The following is a 5,767-nucleotide window of genomic DNA, read 5'->3' on the forward strand; positions in this document are numbered from 1 at the left end:
CTCCAACAGATCGGACAAATCCTGGGTTTTAGTAGCCGCCCATGCCGCCACCGCCGCCACCCGCAGGTGCTGCATCCTTGGCCGGAACGTCGGTGATCATCGCTTCGGCGGTGATCAGAAGGGCTGCGATCGAGCCGGCATCCTGGAGTGCGGTGCGCACCACTTTCGCCGGATCGACGATGCCTGCCTTGATCATGTCGACATAGACCTCGTTCTGGGCGTCAAAACCCTGATTGTGGTCCTTGCTGTCGGTGAGCTTGCCGACGACGATTGAGCCTTCGACGCCGGAATTCTCGGCGATCTGGCGGATCGGCGCTTCGAGCGCCCGCAGCACGATCGTGATGCCGGCCGTGACATCGGCATTGGCGCCGGTCAGGCCGCCAAGCGCCGAGCGGGCACGCAGCAGAGCGACGCCGCCGCCGGGCACGATGCCTTCCTCGACCGCCGCGCGGGTGGCGTTCAGCGCATCGTCGATGCGGTCCTTCTTTTCCTTGACTTCCGACTCGGTGACGCCGCCGACGCGGATGACGGCAACGCCGCCGGCGAGCTTGGCCAGCCGCTCCTGCAGCTTTTCCTTGTCGTAGTCTGACGTCGTCTCCTCGATCTGGCCCTTGATCTGAGCGACGCGCGCCTGGATGGTCGCCTTGGTGCCGGCACCGTCGATGATCGTGGTGGTGTCCTTCTCGATCAGCACGCGCTTGGCGCGGCCGAGCATCTCGATGGTGACGTTTTCGAGCTTGATGCCGAGGTCCTCGGAGATCATCTGGCCCGACGTGAGCACGGCGATGTCTTCCAGCATCGCCTTGCGGCGATCGCCGAAGCCAGGCGCCTTGACGGCCGCGACCTTGAGGCCGCCGCGCAGCTTGTTGACGACCAGCGTCGCCAGAGCCTCGCCCTCGACGTCCTCGGAGATGATCAGCAGCGGCCTGCCGCTCTGCACCACCGCTTCGAGGATCGGCAGCATCGCCTGCAGATTGCCGAGCTTCTTCTCGTGGATGAGGATGTAGGGTTCTTCCAGCTCGACGCGCATCTTGTCGGCATTGGTGACGAAATAGGGCGAGAGATAGCCGCGGTCGAACTGCATGCCTTCGACGACGTCGAGTTCGGTCTCTGCGGTCTTGGCTTCCTCGACGGTGATGACGCCGTCATTGCCGACCTTGTCCATAGCCTTGGCGATCATCTCGCCGACGCTGGCATCGCCATTGGCGGCGATGGTGCCGACCTGCGCGATCTCGGCCGACGACTTGACCTTCTTGGCGCGCGCCTGGATTTCCTTGACCACGGCGGAAACCGCCTGGTCGATGCCGCGCTTCAAATCCATGGGATTCATGCCGGCGGCGACCAGCTTGGCGCCTTCGCGCAGGATCGAGGCGGCCAGCACCGTGGCGGTGGTGGTGCCGTCACCGGCGAGGTCGTTGGTCTTCGAGGCCACTTCGCGCACCATCTGGGCGCCCATGTTCTCGAACTTGTCGGCAAGCTCGATTTCCTTGGCGACGGTGACGCCGTCCTTGGTGATGCGCGGCGCGCCATAGGCCTTGTCGATGATGACGTTGCGGCCCTTGGGGCCGAGCGTGACCTTCACAGCATTGGTAAGGATCTCGACGCCGCGCAGCATGCGGTCGCGCGCGTCGGTGGAGAATTTGATTTCCTTGGCAGACATGATTTTTATCCAGTACGTTCGGAGAAAATAAGGTCAGGCAGCTTTCTTGGCGGCCACGGTCTTGTCGGTTGCAGCGGTCTCGCCCTTGTCGATGATGCCAGTCTCGTCCTTGTCGATGACGCCCATAATGTCGGCTTCCTTCATGATCAGAAGGTCCTCGCCGTCGATCTTGACCTCGGTGCCCGACCATTTGCCGAACAGGATGAAGTCGCCGGCCTTGACGTCGAGCGGAACAAGCGCGCCGTTTTCGTCGCGTGCGCCAGGGCCGACAGCGATGACTTCGCCCTCCTGCGGCTTTTCCTTGGCAGTGTCGGGGATGATGATCCCGCCCTTGGATTTGATATCGCCTTCGGCGCGACGAATGACGACGCGGTCGTGGAGTGGCCGAAATTTCATGGGAACTTTCTTTCTGGGGGCCGGCACAGGCGGCCACGCCCCTCCTCTATAGACGCGTTGGCACTCGATAGATAGGAGTGCCAAAAATTATTCGCGTACCAAATTAAATATTCAAAAGTATTATTTCAGCTGGCCGTTTCGTGATATCCGCAGAATGTCAAATAATTCAAAAGATTGAATTTTGCCGATCGAGTGCCTATTTATCGGACAAGTTCACTTTCACGATTTCAGGCACAAGGGAGATTTCTTCGATGGCCGAAGGCAATCAGACGATCATGGAAAAAGCTGAAGCCCGCTTTGTCGACAAGCAGAAGAAGACAGCGGAGAAAAACAAGGCGACCGCCGAATATATGTCCGAGGCAAGAGCCAGGGAGATCAAGACGGCAAGGCTGAGGGAGCTTCGGCTGGCCAAGGAAGAGGCCGATCGTGTCGCCCAGGCCCTCAATCCGACGCCGAAGAAGAAGCGGGTGACCAAGAAAGTTACGGAGGCTAAGACATGAGCCTCACCTTCCCCAACCGCAGCCGCAGCTATGACGAGGCGGGCCAGCGCATCCGTTTCGTCGGCCATGACGGCATGTTCCAGATCTCGTTCTCCGTCGCCGCCGACGCCATGGCCAAGATGCGGCCGGGAACCGCGGCCGATGAAGCCGGTTATCTCCAGACATTCGACACCGAGAGCAGTGCCATCCGCGAGGTCGCGTCGAAGGCCTACGACCGCACCCACAAGAGCATGTATGTTCTGACGGCGTCCGATTTCGGCTGATCAGTCCATTGCATGTCGCTCAAAACGACGATTAAAGATCCATCCCCTCGACCATCGCGCGTATCTTCGCAGCCTTTTCGAAATGGTCGAGGCGGTGGGTTCTGATCCACCATTCGGCGGCTTCCATCAGGAGTTCGGGGTTGTCGTTTCTGTTGGCGAAAAACGCATAGAACGACACGCCGACGCCGGCCCCCTTCTCGGAGATCTTGCGGTCGCAAATCTCCAGTATCTTCTGCTTCAGGCTGGCTCTCACGGGAATCCCTTGATTTGCGGTGCGGCAGGCTTCCGCCGGCGGGCCGCTACGGATCAGGCCTTGCGCTCGGCCCGTTCGCGGCGTTTGACATCGCGGACATTCATCTGCACGACCATGTCCTCGGCCTCGCGCGGCCCCATCCCGACCATCACCTTTTGCCGGACCACCGCAGGCTGGCCGGTGAAGACATCGATGATGCTCCAGCTCTGGGGAAGCTCCATACGCAGCGTGTAGCGGTTGGCCATGCCGGTCAGCCTTGCATCGTGAAAAACACGGCGCCCAGGATCAGCACCGTCCAGGCGACGACCGACAGTTTCAGCACCATGCCGCTATGCACGGCCAGAAGCTTCCGCAGGTGCGACACACCTGCCGACGAGGCCGGTGCCGCCGCCAGGGCGGCAGGAGCCTTGAGGCCAAGTTTTCCAAAGACGGGCAGCAGCGACGGTTCACGCACGAAAGGCCTCGAATGTCAGGAAAAAGCGAAGCAAGAACGCTCGGCTCCCTTCCATACCACTCTTTTCGCGCGTGCCGGCATGCCAAATGCAAGACAGGACTGCTTTAACGTCCGGTCCGCACCGCCTTCGTAACGCACAAATCTATTCGTGGGGACTGACTGCCCTTGGGGCAGATTGGGACTGCTGTTCGACGCGAAATTTTGGAGGCCTCGCCTCGGAATCGAACCGAGGCTTCAGAGATTTGCCGTCTCCAGCGTAGCCGCTCCGCCACGAGGCCATGGCTGTTGAAGTAGCGGCCAAATATTTACGGAAAGGTTAATCCCGAGGGACTGTTCAGAATTTTCGGCACGATCTTCAGACCGTCCGCCAGCACATATTGCGGCCAGGTTTGCTGCCCGGCAGCGCCAACCCTTTGCCGGACCTCGCATCCCGCGCACGCTGCGATCCTTCACGCCTCAAGCGGCAGCCCGCCCCGTCTCGACCGAGGGCCTCCAGCACTGCGACTGGCGCTCTTCCCCTGAGCTAAGTGCTGCCGGCGCTGCTTTAACCCGCGTTTGCATTCGAAGGAAGAGAGCCGAGGCCCAACCAGCTTTTCCCTTGAACGGCGATCCAATCTGGTCTAGCCTCAGCTGAGAAAAGGTTTTCTCAAACAATTTCAGTCGGGCTCGGCCACCTGCCGGGCCTCTTTCAGATCGGTAAGAGAAAACCTTTTTCCAACTAAGGACTCTCGGCGCGATGCCATCGGACGATCTGCCTGTTCCGGTCTTTTCCAAGCCAGTCACCTTGCGTGACGTGGCCGCGCAGGCCGGAGTCAGCGTCGCTACCGCATCCAAGGCGCTCAACAGCCAGGGCCGGATGACAGCCGAGACGCGCGAACGCATTCGCGAGACCGCCCGGCGGCTTGGCTTCCGGCCCAACAGCCTGGCGCAAAGCCTGCTCCGACGCCGCAGCTTCACCGTCGGCCTGCTCACCAACGATACCTATGGCCGCTTCTCGCTGCCGCTGATGTCGGGCATTTCGGACGCGCTGGTCGACAATGGCGTCTCGGTGTTCCTGTGCAATGTCGAGGAGGATCCGCGGCTGGGCCAGATGCATGTCGACGCCATGCTCGACAAGCGCGTTGACGGCATCATCGCCACTGGCAAGCGCATCGATCGTCATCTGCCCGTCGACCTCTCCAATCTGCGCGTCCCGGTGATCTATGCCTTCACGCAGCCCGACCCCGACGCCGTTGCCTTCGTCTCGGACGATGTTGGCGGCGCCCGGCTGGCCGTCGAGCATTTTTGCCGGCTTGGCCGCAAGCGCATCGCCCACGTCACCGGGCCGGCGAGCTTTGCCGTGGTACACGCGCGCGTTCAGGCTTACCGCGACGTGCTCGCCGAAAACGGCCTGACGGTCAGCGAGCCGCTGCTCGGCTCCTGGTCGGAAGCCTGGGGTCACCAGGCGGTTGCGCAACTGTTCGACGGCAAAAGCGAAAGGCCGGACGCGGTCTTCTGCGGCAACGACCAGATCGCGCGCGGCGTCATCGATGCTCTGCGCGAACGCGGCCTCGACGTCCCCAGGGATGTCGGCGTCATCGGTTTCGACAATTGGGAGATCGTGGCCGAGGCGACGCGCCCGCCGCTGACCTCTGTCGACATGAACCTGGTCGCGCTCGGGCGCGAGGCCGGGTTGACCCTGCTTTCGCTGGTCGGCGGCAAGCCCGCCGCGCCCGGCATTCGAAAACTGCCGTGCCGGCTGGTGGTGCGGCAGTCATGCGGCCATCCGCCGGGTGGCTGAAAACGAAGCGCCGCGCAATCGGCGCCAAGCCGCGGACCGCGGCCAACCTTGGAGGAGGAGAACATGAGGAACCTGATTGCCAAACTGGCCCTGGCCGCTGCCGTTCTGGGCGGCGGTCTCGGCACTGCCGCCGCCGAGACGGCCAACATATGGGTGCGCGCCGACGGTTCGAATTTCATGCCGAGGATCGTCGATGCCTACAACAAGGCGCACACCAACCAGGTCAAGCTCGATATCATCCCCAATGCCGAGATCATCCCCAAATACGGTGCCGCGGCCGCCGGCGGCACAGCGCCCGACGCGCTGTCGCTCGACCTGATCTACACGCCCTCCTTCGCCGCAGCCGGCCAATTGGAGGACATCACCGACTGGGCAAAGTCCCTGCCCTATTTTGCCAGCCTGTCGCCGGCGCATGTGAAGACCGGCACCTACAAAGACCACATTTACGGCCTGCCCTTCTC

The 5,767-nt window shown here is 62.0% G+C and carries 9 protein-coding genes and 1 tRNA gene; 4 read left to right on the plus strand and 6 right to left on the minus strand.

The annotated features are described in order from the left end of the window. Positions 1-28: 28 nt before the first annotated feature. Together groL and EN994_RS14950 are read right to left on the minus strand one after the other, a co-directional pair. A complete protein-coding gene (gene groL, locus EN994_RS14945) occupies positions 29-1,660 on the minus strand; it encodes a chaperonin GroEL (protein WP_013530534.1) in 1,632 nt (543 codons plus the stop codon). A 33-nt stretch (positions 1,661-1,693) separates the two neighbouring features. After that, a complete protein-coding gene (locus tag EN994_RS14950) occupies positions 1,694-2,056 on the minus strand; it encodes a co-chaperone GroES (RefSeq protein WP_013530533.1) in 363 nt (120 codons plus the stop codon). A gap of 251 nt (positions 2,057-2,307) precedes the next feature. Between EN994_RS14950 and EN994_RS14955 the strand changes: the two genes are divergently transcribed. Continuing rightward, positions 2,308-2,556 (plus strand): hypothetical protein, encoded by a 249-nt coding sequence (locus tag EN994_RS14955; protein WP_063168668.1) that lies wholly within the window; start codon positions 2,308-2,310, stop codon positions 2,554-2,556. Continuing rightward, entirely contained in the window at positions 2,553-2,819 is a 267-nt protein-coding gene (locus EN994_RS14960; protein WP_013530531.1) for a DUF1488 domain-containing protein, read from the plus strand. Before EN994_RS14955 ends, EN994_RS14960 begins: the two co-directional genes overlap by 4 nt. Positions 2,820-2,850: 31 nt before the next feature. On the opposite strand, the gene EN994_RS14965 is transcribed toward EN994_RS14960, so the two are convergent. The 4 genes from EN994_RS14965 to EN994_RS14980 all read right to left on the minus strand — a co-directional run bounded on the left by EN994_RS14965 (position 2,851) and on the right by EN994_RS14980 (position 3,804). Next, on the minus strand, positions 2,851-3,072 hold the full coding sequence (locus EN994_RS14965; RefSeq protein WP_027160877.1) for a DUF6500 family protein: 222 nt from the start codon (positions 3,070-3,072) through the stop codon (positions 2,851-2,853). Between the two features lie 53 nt (positions 3,073-3,125). Continuing rightward, entirely contained in the window at positions 3,126-3,317 is a 192-nt protein-coding gene (locus tag EN994_RS14970; RefSeq protein ID WP_027160878.1) for a hypothetical protein, read from the minus strand. A gap of 5 nt (positions 3,318-3,322) precedes the next feature. Next, the gene (locus EN994_RS14975) at positions 3,323-3,526 is read right to left on the minus strand and encodes a hypothetical protein (protein ID WP_013530528.1); all 204 of its coding nucleotides are present in this window, start codon (positions 3,524-3,526) and stop codon (positions 3,323-3,325) included. A gap of 202 nt (positions 3,527-3,728) precedes the next feature. Then, a tRNA-Cys gene (locus tag EN994_RS14980) sits at positions 3,729-3,804 on the minus strand. A gap of 458 nt (positions 3,805-4,262) precedes the next feature. Between EN994_RS14980 and EN994_RS14985 the strand changes: the two genes are divergently transcribed. Together EN994_RS14985 and EN994_RS14990 are read left to right on the plus strand one after the other, a co-directional pair. Further along, a complete protein-coding gene (locus EN994_RS14985) occupies positions 4,263-5,306 on the plus strand; it encodes a LacI family DNA-binding transcriptional regulator (RefSeq protein WP_013530527.1) in 1,044 nt (347 codons plus the stop codon). 63 nt (positions 5,307-5,369) lie between these two features. Continuing rightward, the coding region (locus tag EN994_RS14990) for an extracellular solute-binding protein (RefSeq protein ID WP_127307621.1) at positions 5,370-5,767 on the plus strand (398 nt) is incomplete at its 3' end.

Source organism: Mesorhizobium sp. M7A.F.Ca.CA.002.09.1.1, assembly GCF_003998555.1.
In the GTDB taxonomy this organism is placed as follows: domain Bacteria; phylum Pseudomonadota; class Alphaproteobacteria; order Rhizobiales; family Rhizobiaceae; genus Mesorhizobium; species Mesorhizobium ciceri.